The sequence below is a fragment of the Pseudomonas sp. R-28-1W-6 genome, assembly GCF_009799925.1.
Classification (GTDB): Bacteria; Pseudomonadota; Gammaproteobacteria; order Pseudomonadales; family Pseudomonadaceae; genus Aquipseudomonas.
In genome coordinates this window covers 345,141-359,033 of sequence record NZ_WELK01000001.1, presented here as the reverse complement: position 1 = coordinate 359,033, position 13,893 = coordinate 345,141, and the positions used below count along the sequence as shown (strand labels likewise).

Below are 13,893 nucleotides of genomic sequence, written 5' to 3'. Positions count from 1 at the left end.
AAAACACGCCTGCCAATTGGCGCACAGAAAGCTGCGCAAGGCCTTGCGCAGGGCTGCGCAGAAACCTGCGCAGGCGGGCAGGGGCCGTGGCGGGCAGGGGCTGCGGGGTGTTCGGTGGGCGCTGGTGGTGGTCGGGCTGCGCAACAACTGGCGCAGTCAGTCCTGCCAGGAGCGGCCCTGCAGTTCCAGCAGGCTCTGCGCCTGTTCCGGGCCGTCGCTGCCGGCCGGGTAGGGGCGCGGGCTCTGGTAGTACTCCAGCCAGCCTTCGAGGATCGGGTCGACCCAGGCCCAGGCGGCTTCCACTTCGTCCCGGCGCATGAACAGCGTCGAGTCGCCCTCGATCACGTCCAGCAGCAGGCGCTCGTAGGCGTCCCAGCGGCGTTTCTGCGGGAATACCCGGGCCAGGTTGAGGTCCAGCTCCATGGGCGTCAGGCGCATGCCCTTGCCCGGGCTCTTGCCCATCAGCTGCAGGCTGATGCGCTCCTCCGGCTGCAGGCGGATCACCAGGCGGTTGGCCTGGCTGGCTTCGAACAGACGGTGCGGCACCGGCTTGAACTGGATGACGATCTCCGAGCATTTGCGGGCCATGCGCTTGCCGGTGCGCAGGTAGAACGGCACGCCGGCCCAGCGCCAGTTGTCGATCTCGGCCTGGATGGCGACGAAGGTCTCGGTATCGCTGTCGTTGTCGACCTGTTTCTCGAAATAGTAGGCCGGCACTTCCTGCCCGCCGATCTTCCCGGCGGCGTACTGGCCGCGCACGGTCTTGTCCTGCACGTCCAGGCCGCTGATCGGTTTCAGCGCCTCGAGGATCTTCACCTTCTCGTTGCGCACCGCCTCGGCGTCGAAGCGCACCGGCGCCTCCATGGCCACCAGGCAGAGCAGCTGCAGCAGGTGGTTCTGCAGCATGTCGCGCATGGCGCCGGCATGGTCGTAGTAGGCGCCGCGGTTCTCCACGCCGAGGGTCTCGTTGACGCTGATCTGCACGTGGTCGATGTGCCCGGCGCGCCAGATCGGCTCGAACAGGGCGTTGGCGAAGCGCAGGGCCATCAGGTTCTGCACCGTTTCCTTGCCCAGGTAGTGGTCGATGCGGAACACCTGGGCCTCGCTGAACGCCGCGCCGATCGCCGCGTTGATCTCGCGGGCCGATTCCAGCGAGTGGCCGATGGGCTTTTCCAGGACGATGCGCGTGTGCTCGCCGGCCAGGCGGGCGATGGCCAGGTTCTCGGCGATCGACTCGAACAGGTCGGGGGCGGTGGCCAGGTAGTAGATGCGCCCGCGCTGGCAGGTACCGGCGCCGAGGAACTTGCCCAGGCGGCCGAATTCGGCGCTCTGCGAGGCATCCATGGCCAGGTAGTCGAGGCGTTCGGCGAAGCTGGCCCAGGTGGCGTTGTCGAAGTCGCTGCGCGCCACCTGGGCGCGGCAGCGGCGCTCGGCCAGGGCCTGGTAGTCGCCGCGGCTCAGCACGTTGCGGGCCACCGCGAGGATGCGCATGTCGGCGGCCAGGCGGCCGTCGCGGTGCAGGTGGTAGAGGGCGGGCAGCAGCTTGTGCAGGGCCAGGTCGCCAGTACCGCCAAAAACCAGCATGTCGCAGGGGGTGTTCAACAGGATGACTCCGGGTTTGCCTGTGCGGGGCAGTCGCTCATGTAGTATAACTACAAGATCACTACAGCCTGATCATAACCCGAGTCCCGCCCGTGAATCTGTTGCAACACATCGCCCAGTCCCGCCATCTGCTTCGCAAGTCCGAACTCAAGGTTGCCGACTACGTCCTGCAGGACCCTTCGGCGGTGATGCACAGCTCCATGGCCGACCTGGCCCACGAGGTCGGCATCAGCGAGCCGACCATCGTGCGCTTCTGCCGCGCCATCGGCTGCACCGGCTTCCAGGACCTCAAGCTGCGCCTGGCGCAGAGCCTGGCGGCGGGGGCCAGCTTCGGCCAGTTCGCGATCCAGGAAGACGATTCGGTCACCGACTTCAGCCTGAAGATCTTCGACACCACCCTGCACACCCTGATGGAGGTGCGCGAGCGCCTGGATACCCAGGCCCTGCAGAAGGCCATCAACGCCATCGCCCATGCCCAGCGCATCGAGTTCTACGGCTTCGGCGCCTCCGGTGCGGTGGCCGCCGATGCCCAGCACAAGTTCTTCCGCCTGCTGCTGACGGCCGCCGCCTACTCGGACCCGCACATGCAGGCGATGAGCGCGGTGACCCTGAAGCCCACCGACGTGGCCATCTGCATCTCCCAGTCCGGGCGCTCCAAGGACCTGCTGATCACCGCCAACCTGGTGCGCGAGTCCGGCGCCACGCTGATCACCCTGTGCCCCAGCCAGACCCCGCTGGCCGACCTGGCCACGGTCAACCTGGCCATCGACGTGCAGGAAGACACCGAGATCTACACCCCGCTGACCTCGCGCATCGCCCACCTGGTGGTGATCGACGTGCTGGCCATGGGCGTGGCCATGGCTCGCGGCCCGGACCTGGTCAACCACCTGAAGAGCGTCAAGCGCAGCCTGCGCAGCCTGCGTCTGTCGCCCAAGTCGGTGCGCGCCGCCGAGGATTGAGCGGGGCGCCCAGCCCAAGCCGGCAGGCTCCTGGGGGCGGGCGTCACCCGATCTTCACCGCCTTGTCGGCAAACCGTCATGGCTGCGCTGCATGCTGATGCTCCCCGCATCCGCACTGGAGTCGTGCCATGTCCCGTCATCACGCTGACCAGCAACAGTCCGCCAGCCGCACCCGCCGCCAGCAGGAAGACCTGCGCCGCATGCGCTTTCGCCGGGCCATCGAGGATTATTCCGAGCAGCGCCGGCTGAACCGGGAAGTCAGCGACTTTCCCGAGCTGGGCGCCATGGGCGGCCTGATGACGCCGCAGGTCGCCCGCCATTTTCACTGAGCGCTGCGCGGCCGGGTTCGGGTTGTGCCGAATTCGGCATGGGCACATGGCAAAGCGATCAAGCCTGGAGGGCTCCCGCAGGCCACTGTAGTCGGTGGATATCACGGGAGCCGAGCATGATCCGACTGACATTGGCGCAAGCGCGCGAACTGGCGCAGGCCATCCTGCGTAAACATGGCTTCAGCGAAGGGTTTGTCGAGGCCATCAGCGCCACGGTGGTTGCCGGCCAGCGTGACGGTTGCGCCTCCCACGGCCTGTACCGCCTGCTGGGTATCGTGGCCACGCTCAAGGCCGGCAAGGTGGTCGCCGATGCCGAGCCGCAGGTCATCGACCAGGCGCCCGCCGTGGTGCGCGTCGAGGCCAACGGCGGCTTCTCGCAATTGGCCTTCCTGGCCGGCCTGCCGGTGCTGTGCGAGAAGGCCCGGGCCAATGGCATCGCCGCCCTGGCGATCAACCGCTGCGTGCATTTCTCCGCCTTGTGGGTCGAGCTGGAAAGCCTGGCCGAGCAGGGCCTGGTGGGCCTGGCCTGCAACCCGACCCAGGCCTACGTGGCGCCGGCCGGGGGCAAGCGTCCGCTGTTCGGCACCAACCCGATCGCCTTTGGCTGGCCGCGTCCCGGTGGCCAGCCGTTTATCTTCGATTTCGCCACCAGCGCCATCGCCCGCGGCGACATCGAGCTGCATCGCCGTGCCGGCCAGGCCCTGCCCGAGGGCTGGGGGGTGGATGCCGAGGGGCGGCCCTGCACCGATGCCAACGAAGTGCTGGAGCACGGTGCCATGCTGACCTTCGGCGGGCACAAGGGCTCGGCCTTGTCGGCCATGGTCGAGCTGATCGCCGGCCCGCTGATCGGCGACCTGACCAGTGCCGAATCGCTGGCCTACGATGCCGGCAGCAAGGGCCTGCCGTTCCATGGCGAACTGATCATCGCCTTCGATCCGCAGCGCTTCCTCGGCGGCGATGCCGGCCAGCACCTGCTGCGTGCCGAGGCGCTGTTCGAGGCGATCCAGGGGCAGGGCGCGCGCCTGCCGTCGCAGCGGCGCTACGAGGCGCGGGCGCGCAGCCTGGTTGAGGGGGTGGAGATCCCGCAGGCGCTGCATGCGGACCTGCTGGCGTTGCTGGCTTAGCCGCGGCGCCGCCAGGTTGGTTTGAGGCGCACCGCGACGAAGCCCAACGATCCGGACCCGGGCCGTTGGGCTTCGCTTCGTTCAGCGCCAACCCCCCCCCCCCCATGCCCCCTGCCACACCGGGCGGGCAACCAGCATAAAAAACCCCGGCGCAAGGCCGGGGCAAAGGGTGCGGAAGCTACCGATCCGTGCCGACACGAATCAGAGCAGCGGCTCCCGCGTGCTTTTACCGTCCACCAGGCGGGCAATGCCCAGCGGGTTGGCGTTTTTCAGGGCGTCCGGGAGCAGGGCGTCCGGGTAGTTCTGGTAGCACAGCGGACGCAGGAAGCGTTCGATGGCGAGGCTGCCGACCGAGGTGCCGCGGGCATCCGACGTGGCCGGATAGGGGCCGCCGTGGACCATGGCGTCGCACACCTCCACCCCGGTGGGGTAGCCGTTGAGCAGCAGGCGCCCGGCCTTGTGTTCGAGCAGCGCCACCAGGGGGGCGGCCTGCTCCAGGTCGGCGGCCTCGGCGATCAGGCTGGCGGTCAGCTGACCGCCCAGGGCGCCCAGGGCTTTCAATAGCTCGGCCTGGTCGGCCACTTCAACCAGCACCGTGGTCGGGCCGAATACCTCTTCCTGGAGCAGTTCGTCGTGCTCCAGCAGCAGCCGTACATCGGCCTGGAACAGCTGCGGCAGGGCCTGGCGCCCTTCCTGTGGCTGCCCGGCCAGGTGGCGCACGCCGGGGTGGGCGTGCAGCGCGGCCACGCCCTTGGCGTAGCTGTGCAGGGTGCCGCTGTTGAGCATGGTCTGCGCCGGGCGCCGACCGATCTCGGCGATCAGGTTGGCGCTGAACAGGCTGAACGCGGGCGAGGCGATGCCGATGACCAGGCCCGGGTTGGTGCAGAACTGGCCGCAGCCCTGCACCACCGAGTCGGCCAGCTCGCGGGCGATCTGCTCGCCGCGCGCGGCCAGGGCCGCCGGCAGCACCAGCACCGGGTTGATGCTGCTCATCTCGGCGAACACCGGGATCGGCTGCGGGCGCGCGGCGGCCATGTCGCACAGCGCGCGGCCGCCCTTGAGCGAGCCGGTGAACCCCACGGCCTGGATCGCCGGGTGTTTGACCAGCCATTCGCCGACCCCGCCGCCGTAGACCATGTTGAACACCCCGGCCGGCATGCCGGTCTGTTGCGCCGCCCTGACGATGGCCTGCGCCACCCGTTCGGCGGTGGCCATGTGCCCGCTGTGCGCCTTGAACACCACCGGGCAGCCGGCGGCGAGCGCGGCGGCGGTATCGCCGCCGGCCGTGGAAAACGCCAGGGGGAAGTTGCTGGCGCCGAACACCGCTACCGGGCCGACGCCCAGTTGGCACTGGCGCAGGTCCGGGCGCGGCAGCGGGCTGCGGTCGGGCTGCGCGCGGTCGATGCGCGCGCCATGGAAATCGCCGCGGCGCAGCACCTGGGCGAACAGGCGCATCTGCCCGCTGGTGCGGCCGCGCTCACCCTGGATGCGGGCAGCCGGCAGGGCGGTTTCGCGGCAGACGATGGCGACGAAGTCGTCACCCAGGGCATCGATCTCGGTGGCGATGGCTTCGAGGAATTCGGCACGGCGCACCGCGCTCAGGCTGCGGTAGGCCGGGTAGGCCGCTGCGGCGGCGCGGGCGGCGGCGTCCACCTCGGCCTCGGTGGCCTGGTGGAAGCTGTAGGGCAGGGCCTCGCCGGTCGTGGCGTCGAGGCTCTGCAGGATGATGTCGCCGGCGGCGCTGCGGCCGCCGGCGATGAAGTTGTGGCCGGTGGTGGCGGGCATTGTCAGCTCCTGTGGGGGCCTGTGAGCAGGTAGGGAAAGGCCCTGCCTGTTCGGGTGAACTCGGCAAGCTGCCGATAAACCTGGCTATGGCATGCCGGATCGGCCGGATGCGCTGGAGCATCCGGCCGAAGTGCGGCGATCAGGCGAGGTCCTGTTCGGCCGACCAGTTGGCATACCACTGGCGGAACAGCTTGTACTGGGTCTCGGCGTAGTTGCGTTGGGCGTCGCTGAGCACATCGGTTGCGTTGAAGTGCAGGCTGTATTCCTGGTCGCCGTTGAGCACCATCAGGTACTTGTAGTAGAGGACCAGGTCGCAGCCTTCGTCGAAGGACGACAGCACGTTGAGGGCCTCGGACAGCTCCAGGGCGCGGCGGCGGGCGACGGCGTCGCCCTTGGCGGCCTGCTTGCTCAGTTCGACCAGTTGCAGCACTTCGCGCGGCAGGGCGTTGCCGATGCCGGTGATGGCGCCGGTCGCACCGCAATTGACGAAGCCATGCATCACCTGGGTATCGACGCCGGCCATGAGAATCACCTGGTCATCCTGCGAGGTGATGTGCTCGGCGGCGTAGCGCATGTCGGCGGCGCCGCCGAATTCCTTGAAACCGATCAGGTTGGGGTACTGGCGACGCAGCTTGAAGAACAGCTCGGCGCGGGTGGCAAAGCCGTAGTACGGGCTGTTGTAGATCACCGCCGGCAGCTTCGGCGCCGCTTCGAGAATGGCGGCGAAGTGCGCTTCCTGGGCGGCTGGCGAAGCGCCACGGGACAACACGCGCGGGATGACCATCAGGCCATGGGCGCCGACCTTGGCGGCGTGGGCGGCGTGGGACACGGCTTCGCGGCTATTCACCGCGCCGGTGCCGACGATGGTCGGGACGCCGGCGGCGACCAGGCGCGCCACCCCTTCCTGGCGTTCGGCCTCGCTGAGCAACGGCCAGTCGCCCATGGAGCCGCAGTAGACCACGGCACTCATGCCGGCCTGGATCAGCTCGCGGCCCTTGCGCACCAGGGCGTCGAAGTCCGGCTTGCGCTCGGCGGTGCAGGGGGTCATCAGGGCGGGAATGGTGCCGGTGAAGATGTTGCTGTTCATGCTGTTGCCTCCTGGGCAGAGTCAAAGTATTTCGTATACGAAAATAAAGGGTCGTTATAACCCCTTGTTTCCATGGGTTGGGCCTAGGCCCGGTTGATCGCGCCGGCGAGGCGGCGGTTGGCAAATCGTGAAAACAGCTGTTACGGCTTCGGCTCGACCGGCCAGGTATCCGAGAGGCGGTAGCCCTGCGGCCAGGGATCGTCGGGGTCGAGCAGGTGCTGGTGGGTGCCGGTGATCCAGGCCCGGCCGGACAGGCAGGGGACGATGGCCGGGCGCCCGGCAACCTCGGTCAGGCTGTCGATGCGGCAGTGGAACTCGGAGCCGATGATCGAGCGCCCGACGAAGCGTTCGCCCACCTGCAGCTGGCCGCGCGCCTGCATCACCGCCATGCGTGCCGAACAGCCGGTGCCGCAGGGCGAGCGGTCGATCTTGCCGGGGCGGATCACCACCGCGTTGGCGGCGCTCAGCACGCCGTCGACGCGTTCCAGCGGGGCGGCGATCTGGCAGAAGGAGATGTGATCCCAGTCGCGGTTGAGCGGGTGGACGAAGCCCAGCTGCTCGTTGGCCGCACGGGTGATCTTCAGGCCCGTGGCGGCCAGGTCGGCGGCCTCGTCGGCGCTCAGGGCGAAGCCCAGGCTGTGGGCATCGGCTATGACGAAACTGTCGCCGCCGTAGGCGGTGTCGACCTTGAGGCTGCCGAGGCCCTCGACCTCGATCATGGCGTCCAGGCGGTCGGCGAAGGACGGCACGTTCTTCACCTCGACCCGCTGCACCTTGCCGTCCCGGCACTCGGCCACGGCCTCGATCAGCCCGCCGGGGGCCTCCAGCACCAGGCGGGTCTGCGGCTCGGTCATCGGCAGGATGCCGCTGTCGAGCAGCACGGTGGACACGCACAGCGAGTTGGAGCCGGACATCGGCGGGGTGTCTGCCGGTTCCATGATGATCCAGGCCATCTGCGCCCGCGGGTCCTTGGCCGGCACCAGCAGGTTGACGTGGCGGAACACGCCGCCGCGCGGCTCGTTCAGCACGAAGTTGCGCAGCACCTGGTCGCGGGCGATCCAGCGCGACTGCTCCCAGACGGTGGCGCCCGGCGGCGGGGCGACGCCGCCGACGATGACGTCGCCGACCTCGCCTTCGGCGTGGCAGCTGACCACATGGATGACCTTGCTCGAACGCATCACGCTCTCCTGTTTGGTTTTTCCCGCCCCTCTGGCGAAGGGCGAGGGGCTATCAGAGCACCGACTTGAGGAAGTCCGCGGTCTCCGGCTTCTGCGGGTTGCCGATGACCTGGTCGGGCGAGCCAATTTCGTGCACCAGGCCGTTGCGGAAGAACGCCACGCGGTCGGACACGTCACGGGCGAAGCGGATCTCGTGGGTCACCAGGATCATGGTCATGCCTTCCTCGGCGAGCAGGCGCATGGTGTCCAGCACCTCGCCCACCAGCTGCGGGTCGAGGGCGCTGGTGGCCTCGTCGAACAGCATGTAGTCCGGGCTCATGGCCAGGGCGCGGGCGATCGCCATGCGCTGCTGCTGGCCGCCGGAGAGCTTGCTGGGGAACACCTTGAGCTTGTCGCCCAGGCCGACGTGGGTGAGCTGCTTGACCGCCAGGGCCTCGGCCTCTTCCTTGCTTTTGCCGAGCACCTTGCGCGGCGCCAGCATGACGTTCTCCAGCACGGTCAGGTGGGGGAAGGCGTTCCACTGCTGGAACACGATGCCGATCTTCTGCCGCAGCTTGTTCAGGTCGGTACCCGGCGCGTGCACCTCGGTGCCGTCGACGCGGATGCTGCCCTTCTGGATCGGTTCCAGGCCGTTGATGCACATCAGCAGGGTCGACTTGCCGGAACCGGAGCCGCCGATGATCGACACCACCTCGCCCTTGTTCACGGTCAGGCTGACACCCTTGATGACTTCGAGCTTGCCGAAGGATTTATGGACGTTGTCGATCTCAATCATTTTCCTGCCACCTTTTTTCCAGCCGGCTGCCGAGGCGGGCCACGACCAGGCTCATGACGTAATAGATGAGGCCGGCGATGCACAGCACCAGCAGCGGCTCCTGAATGCGCGTAACCACGGTCTGCGAGGCACGCAGCAGCTCGATGATGCCGATCCACATGACCAGCGCCGTATCCTTCATCACCGACAGCACCAGGTTCAGCCAGCCGGGGAAGGCCACGCGGGTGGCGAGCGGCAGCACGATGTAGCGCAGGTCCTGCCAGTAGTTCATGCCCAGCGAGCGGGCGGCGCGGCGTACGTTGGGCGACACCGCCAGGATGCCGCTGCGCACGATCTCGGTGCAGAAGGCGGCGCAGTAGACGCCCAGCACCACGCAGCCGACGGTGAAGGCGCTGATGTCGAGCCCGGCGATGCTCTTCATCGAGTTGAACAGGACGAACTGGATCAGCAGCGGCACGCTGCGGAACACGTCCAGCAGCCAGGCCAGCGGCAGGCTGAGGCGCGGCGCGGAGGCGCGCACCAGGCCGAAGACGACGCCGGCCAGGGTGCCGATGAGCATGGCGGCAGCGGTCAGCTGCAGCGTTACCCAGGCACCGTTGAGCATGAACAGCAGGTCGTTGGAGGTGAGGCTGGTGGTCAACATGTCTGGCCTCCCTTAGTAGCGGAACAGGCGCCAGGCCATCAGGCGTGCAGCCAGCACGATGGTCTTGGCGATGAGGTAATAGAGCACCGCCGCCATGGCGAAGTACTCGAAGGTGCGGAAGGTCTTCACGTTGTAGTCCTGGGTCACGCCGGTGAGGTCGTTGTTGAGGCCGACGATCACCCCCAGCGAGGTCATCAGCACCGCCCAGACCATCTGGTTGGACAGGGGGTGGAAGACGATGCGCAGCAGCTGCGGCACGATGATCATGCGGTAGGCCTGAAACGCGCTCATGCCCAGCGAGCGCGCGGCACGCATCTGCGTGTCGGGTACCGCCTTGAGGCCGCCGCGGAAGTTCTCCGCCAGGTAGCCGGCATTGTTGAAGGTGATGCCCGCCAGCAGGGCGATCCAGGAACTGACATGCAGGCCGAAGGTGCCGAGGCCGAAGTAGAGGATGTAGATCTGGAACAGCGACGGCGTGTTGCGCGCGATCGATACCCAGGTGTTGGCGAAGTGGCGCAGCAGCGGGTTTTTCATCTGCCGCATGACCGTCAGCAGCAGGGCGATGAGGACGCCGAAGATCATCGACAGGGCGGCGGTCTCCAGGGTCACCCAGGCGCCGTTGAGCATGTCCGGTAGCGCCTTGAGCGCCGTGTGCCAGTGAAAGGTGTAGTCGAACATCGTGCTGTGGCTCCCTTGAGTCAGTGGCGACCGAGCCAGGCCGGAACGTGGAGGGGGTTGCTGCCCGTGCAGGCGGCGTCGACGCACGCGGCAAGGCTGCCGAAGTGCACCTGACGGCCGACCAGGCCGGGGGCGTAGTGGGCGTACTTGCCCGAGTTGGTCATCAGGCGCCGGGCCTGGCGTGGCACGACGGGCTCGTCGAGCATGCACCAGCAGGTGTCGGTGACCAGCTGCACGCCGAAGGCCTCGAGGCTGGCGACATGCCCGGCGGCTTCGGCCTGAGCATAGATGCTGCGGCCACAGGTCAGCACCACGGCGGTCTGCGCGTGCTTGTGGCGGCCGCGGCAGAGCTCGGCCAGGCGCGCGCATTCGCTGAAGGAAAAGTGCGGGTTGCCCAGGGCGACCAGCTCCACCGCGGGCTCGCTGGCGTTGTTCAGCTCGTGCCAGCTGCCCAGCAGGTCGGCCTGGCTGACCCGCAGGTGGCGCAGCGGCGCCTTGCCACCCAGGGCGCTGGCGGCATCGGCCGCTTCCGGGGTGATGCCGGCGATATGGAACATCGGTGCCGCCGAGGTCGTGGCGAAGGCGGCGCCGAAGGCCTTCAGCTCGTCGCTGCCGGCGCCGCTCTGCTCCAGGCCGCAGATCACCGGGATGGAGCTGCTGCAGAGCAGGCCGACGTGGTAGCCGAGCAGCGGCCAGAAGGCATCGTCGGCGCCGTCCAGGGCCGGCACATCGATGCGCAGGGTGGCCAGGCGGCCGGCGTCGAGGTGGCTGCCGATATGCGGCGCGCGGCCGGTCAGGGCGATGCAGATATCGAGGAAGTCCGGGTATTTCAGGGTCCGCGCGCCGAGCACGCTGTTGGCGTAGACCACTGCATTGGATTCGGCCCAGGCGATCTGCTCGCCGCGCTGCGGGGCGCTGTCCAGCAGGTAGGGCGCGCAGGTGTAGCTGAGCGCCGCGCCCATGGCCATGTAGGTATCGCCCAGGGCACTGGCCGGCTCGCCGAAGGCCGGGTCGATGCCCAGGGCGCGCCAGCGGCGCTGGTCGACCGAGATGGCATTGAGGGTGGTCGGCACCCGCACGCGGGCGCCCCAGTCGAGCAGCTGGCGGGCAAAGCGCAGGCAGGCCTCGCCGGTGTAGATGCAGCCGTCGATGTGCGCCTGGCTGATGTCCATCAGTGCGTCGGCGCCCTGCAGTTCGGCCATGCGCAGCAGCAGCTGCATGGCGACCTGGGCGGCCTTGCCGTGTTCGCCGGCCAGCAGGGCCTGGTCGACGGCGCTGAGTCTGACCCTGGCGGCCGGCGCCACGGCGCGTGCGCCGTCGGCCTGCCAGGCCGTCTGCGGCGCCTGGGCGAACAGCTGCAGGTGCTCGCCGTCGAGGCGGGCGAAGCCGCTGCGCGGCAGTTCGGCGAAGCGCTCGTGGCCGATGCACAGCACCGGCAGCGAACGCTGGAAAATGAGCTCGGCGACCAGTACGCCGAGGCTGAGGATCTCGTCGGCCTCGGCCAGCACCAGGGCTGCCGGGGCATGACCATTGAGGATCAGTTCCAGCATGACGCTGCTGCCGGTGCAGGAGCCGCGTCCGCTGGGGATGGCCAGGACGCGCCCGGCCACCGATTGACCGCTCAGCGGGTGGTGACGATCGATCACCTCGCCGCTGAGCGGGTCGATCCCGCCCCAGAAGCTCAGGCCCACATCGGCGCAGAGCCAGGGGCCCTGGCCCCTGCCGTGCACCAGGCTGCGGCCGCTGATCTGGACTTCAGACATGCAGATGTCTCCAGGGTTGGGCGGGGGCGTGATCAGTAGTACACGCCGGGGACGGTCAGGTTGGCCGGGGCGATGTCCTTGCCCACCCACTTCAGCCACAGTTCCTGGTAGCGGCCGCTGCGCACCTGCTGGTTGACGAACAGGTTGAGGTAGTTGAGCAGGCCGTACTCGCTGCGCTTGGCGGCCAGGGACACGTAGTCGACGACGTAGGGCGCATCGCCGGCGACCTTCAGGCCCTTGTACTTGCCCGACTTGAGGGTGGCGGCGGCTACGGTGTTGGTCACCACGGTGGCCTCGATGTGGCCCTGGGCCACGGCCAGGATGGTGTCGTTCTGCGACTGGTAGGCGCGGAAGCTGCCTTCGCCCCAGGCCTTCACGTCTTTCTCCAGGGCGATGGCCTCATAGGTGCCGCTGGTGTTGCCGAGATTCTTGCCCTTGAGGTCGGCGTAGCTGTTGATGCCGGCGTCCTCGCGGGTCAGCACGACCATCTGGAAGGCGAAGTAGGGGACGGTCATGCCGACGGTCTTGGCGCGCTCCAGGGTGTCGGAGGTGGAGGCGACGATGATGTCGGCGCGCCCGGAGATCAGCGCCGGGATGCGGTCGGGGAAGGGCGTCTCGACCACCTCGGCTTCGACCCCGAGGACCTTGGCCAGGTCGTGGCAGTAGTCCACGTCGAAGCCGGCGGGCTCGTTGTTTTCATCGCGCAGGCCCATGGGCGGGAAGTCCAGGGTCACGGCGCAGCGCAGCTTGCCGGAGCCGATGATGTCATCGAGTTTGTCGGCGTGGGCGTTGCTCATCAGGGTGGAGCCGAGAAGGGTGCAGACTGCTACGGAAAGAAGCTTGGATTTCATGGATATCTCTCTTCTGTCGTTCGGTTGGGCAGGTGCTGGATCGGATCGAATTCCGAAGATTTCGTATACGATATTTAATATGCAGGGGGCATGCCAGCTTCCCCAATGGAGCATAGTCGGGCTGCAGCGGCCTGAAACCGGGGTCTGGCGGGTTTTTCATGGCGGCGGGAGTGCGCGATTGAGACCGTATGGTCACGAAATGTGCCGTACGGTTACGCCCCCGTGTTACATAAAGGAGCGGCGTGTCTCGTTATGGAGCAGTGGGCTGTGCGTGCGTGCCGAGCGAGTCGCGGTACTGGCTGGGTGACAGGCCGGTGTGGGCCTTGAACTGGCGGCTGAAGGCGCTGTGGTCGGTGTAGCCGCAGCGCAGGGCGATTTCGGTGATCGGCAGGTCCTGGCCCAGCAGCTGGGTGGCCGCGCCCAGGCGGGCCTTGTGGATCATCTGCCGCGGGCTGAGCTGGAAGATGCGCTTGCAGTGCCGCTCCAGCTGGGCCACCGACAGGCCGGCGATCGCGGTCAGCTCGCCGAGGCTGATGGGCTGGGCGTAATGCTGGCGGATATGCGCATCGACCGCCGCCACCTTGCGGTAGGCCGGGTGGTTGGAGTGGGCGCTGGGCAGGTCGCAGGACACCCCGGCCATGCCGATGATGCGGCCCTGGGCATCGCGCAGCGCCAGCTTGTGGGTCAGGCACCAGCCGGCCTGGCGGCCGGGGTAGAGGTGCAGCTCCAGCTGGTCCTCGAGCTGGGTGCCGGAGGCCAGGACCTGGTGATCCTGGGCCGTATACAGGGTGCCGAAACGGTCCGGGAACACTTCCTCGGCGCGCCGCCCGAGCAGCTCGGCCTTGTTCCGGTAGCCCAGGCGCTGCACCAGGGTCTGGTTGAGCATGACGTAGCGCGCCGCCTCGTCCTTGATGAAGAACACCACCCCGGGCAGAGCGTCGAACAGCGGCGCCACCGGCAGCAGGCTGGCGATCAGGCCTTGCAGGTCGGCGGGTGCGGGCGGCAGCAGGGCGGCGAGGGGCGATGGGGCGGCGGGCGTGGACATGCGCGAGAGGGCTCCAGAGGTGCCCCGAGGATAAGGTGCCGTCCGCCGGATTGGTAGACGCCCGGCCCGCGGCG

General features: G+C 68.2%; 13 protein-coding genes. 3 read left to right on the top strand and 10 right to left on the bottom strand.

From position 1 onward, the window contains the following. Window positions 1-156 precede the first annotated feature (156 nt). A complete protein-coding gene (zwf, locus tag F3I62_RS01590; protein ID WP_218572713.1) occupies window positions 157-1,584 on the bottom strand; it encodes a glucose-6-phosphate dehydrogenase in 1,428 nt (475 codons plus the stop codon). 110 nt (window positions 1,585-1,694) lie between these two features. Here zwf and hexR point away from each other — a divergent pair, with 110 nt between their 5' ends. The 3 genes from hexR (at window position 1,695) to F3I62_RS01575 (ending at window position 4,014) form a co-directional block, all read left to right on the top strand. Further along, window positions 1,695-2,561 carry a transcriptional regulator HexR gene (gene hexR, locus F3I62_RS01585; protein WP_160077585.1) on the top strand — a complete coding sequence of 289 codons (867 nt, stop codon included), beginning with the start codon at window positions 1,695-1,697 and terminating at the stop codon, window positions 2,559-2,561. 128 nt (window positions 2,562-2,689) lie between these two features. Beyond that, the gene (locus tag F3I62_RS01580; RefSeq protein ID WP_160487939.1) at window positions 2,690-2,890 is read left to right on the top strand and encodes a PA3496 family putative envelope integrity protein; all 201 of its coding nucleotides are present in this window, start codon (window positions 2,690-2,692) and stop codon (window positions 2,888-2,890) included. Between the two features lie 116 nt (window positions 2,891-3,006). Then, on the top strand, window positions 3,007-4,014 hold the full coding sequence (locus tag F3I62_RS01575) for an Ldh family oxidoreductase (protein WP_160487938.1): 1,008 nt from the start codon (window positions 3,007-3,009) through the stop codon (window positions 4,012-4,014). 201 nt (window positions 4,015-4,215) lie between these two features. On the opposite strand, the gene F3I62_RS01570 is transcribed toward F3I62_RS01575, so the two are convergent. The 9 genes from F3I62_RS01570 to F3I62_RS01530 all read right to left on the bottom strand — a co-directional run bounded on the left by F3I62_RS01570 (window position 4,216) and on the right by F3I62_RS01530 (window position 13,819). Continuing rightward, window positions 4,216-5,799, bottom strand: coding sequence for an aldehyde dehydrogenase (NADP(+)) (locus tag F3I62_RS01570; protein WP_160487937.1), 1,584 nt, complete (start codon window positions 5,797-5,799; stop codon window positions 4,216-4,218). A 139-nt stretch (window positions 5,800-5,938) separates the two neighbouring features. Beyond that, the gene (locus F3I62_RS01565; RefSeq protein ID WP_160487936.1) at window positions 5,939-6,886 is read right to left on the bottom strand and encodes a dihydrodipicolinate synthase family protein; all 948 of its coding nucleotides are present in this window, start codon (window positions 6,884-6,886) and stop codon (window positions 5,939-5,941) included. Between the two features lie 140 nt (window positions 6,887-7,026). Beyond that, window positions 7,027-8,064 carry a proline racemase family protein gene (locus F3I62_RS01560; RefSeq protein WP_160487935.1) on the bottom strand — a complete coding sequence of 346 codons (1,038 nt, stop codon included), beginning with the start codon at window positions 8,062-8,064 and terminating at the stop codon, window positions 7,027-7,029. Between the two features lie 52 nt (window positions 8,065-8,116). Further along, window positions 8,117-8,839 carry an amino acid ABC transporter ATP-binding protein gene (locus F3I62_RS01555; protein WP_160487934.1) on the bottom strand — a complete coding sequence of 241 codons (723 nt, stop codon included), beginning with the start codon at window positions 8,837-8,839 and terminating at the stop codon, window positions 8,117-8,119. Further along, entirely contained in the window at window positions 8,832-9,482 is a 651-nt protein-coding gene (locus F3I62_RS01550; protein ID WP_160487933.1) for an amino acid ABC transporter permease, read from the bottom strand. Before F3I62_RS01550 ends, F3I62_RS01555 begins: the two co-directional genes overlap by 8 nt. A gap of 12 nt (window positions 9,483-9,494) precedes the next feature. Continuing rightward, window positions 9,495-10,160 carry an amino acid ABC transporter permease gene (locus F3I62_RS01545; protein WP_160487932.1) on the bottom strand — a complete coding sequence of 222 codons (666 nt, stop codon included), beginning with the start codon at window positions 10,158-10,160 and terminating at the stop codon, window positions 9,495-9,497. Between the two features lie 20 nt (window positions 10,161-10,180). Then, entirely contained in the window at window positions 10,181-11,923 is a 1,743-nt protein-coding gene (locus tag F3I62_RS01540; protein WP_160487931.1) for an aconitase X, read from the bottom strand. 32 nt (window positions 11,924-11,955) lie between these two features. After that, window positions 11,956-12,720, bottom strand: coding sequence for a transporter substrate-binding domain-containing protein (locus tag F3I62_RS01535; RefSeq protein WP_372240074.1), 765 nt, complete (start codon window positions 12,718-12,720; stop codon window positions 11,956-11,958). Window positions 12,721-13,024: 304 nt separating this feature from the next. Further along, window positions 13,025-13,819 (bottom strand): AraC family transcriptional regulator, encoded by a 795-nt coding sequence (locus tag F3I62_RS01530; RefSeq protein WP_178122482.1) that lies wholly within the window; start codon window positions 13,817-13,819, stop codon window positions 13,025-13,027. Between the last annotated feature and the right edge of the window lie 74 nt (window positions 13,820-13,893).